The 409-nt window shown below is 41.1% G+C and carries 1 tRNA gene and 1 rRNA gene; both read right to left on the bottom strand.

The window, feature by feature from the left end:
- Positions 1–22 precede the first annotated feature (22 nt).
- A tRNA-Lys gene (locus tag ACYUE0_RS17885) sits at positions 23–98 on the bottom strand.
- A 6-nt stretch (positions 99–104) separates the two neighbouring features.
- Positions 105–222: ribosomal RNA gene (rrf, locus tag ACYUE0_RS17880) — 5S ribosomal RNA — on the bottom strand.
- Positions 223–409 lie beyond the last annotated feature (187 nt).

The following is a 409-nucleotide window of genomic DNA, read 5'->3' as shown; positions in this document are numbered from 1 at the left end:
TCGTAGTATAAATACTACGATTTGGTGGCTCACCGGGGAATCGAACCCCGGACACCATGATTAAAAGTCATGTGCTCTACCGACTGAGCTAGTGAACCATACTTACCTGGCAACAACCTACCCTCCCACACAGTCACCCGTGCAGTACTCTCGGCGTCTAGAGGCTTAACTTGCCTGTTCGGAATGGAAAGGAGTGTTACCCTCTAAACCATCATCACCAGATTAAAATAATTTTTTCAAACTACTTTATTATTTTATCTAATAATGTAACATTTGTCAACATTATTTTTTACTTTTTAAGAGTTTGTTCTCTGAAAATTGCACAGTGATTATATTAGGTCAAGCCCTCGACTTATTAGTATGAGTCAGCTGAACATGTTACCATGCTTACACCCCTCACCCCCTCACC

This window comes from Clostridium sp. CTA-19 (assembly GCF_054767855.1).
This window is presented reverse-complemented; position numbering and strand designations above follow the sequence as displayed.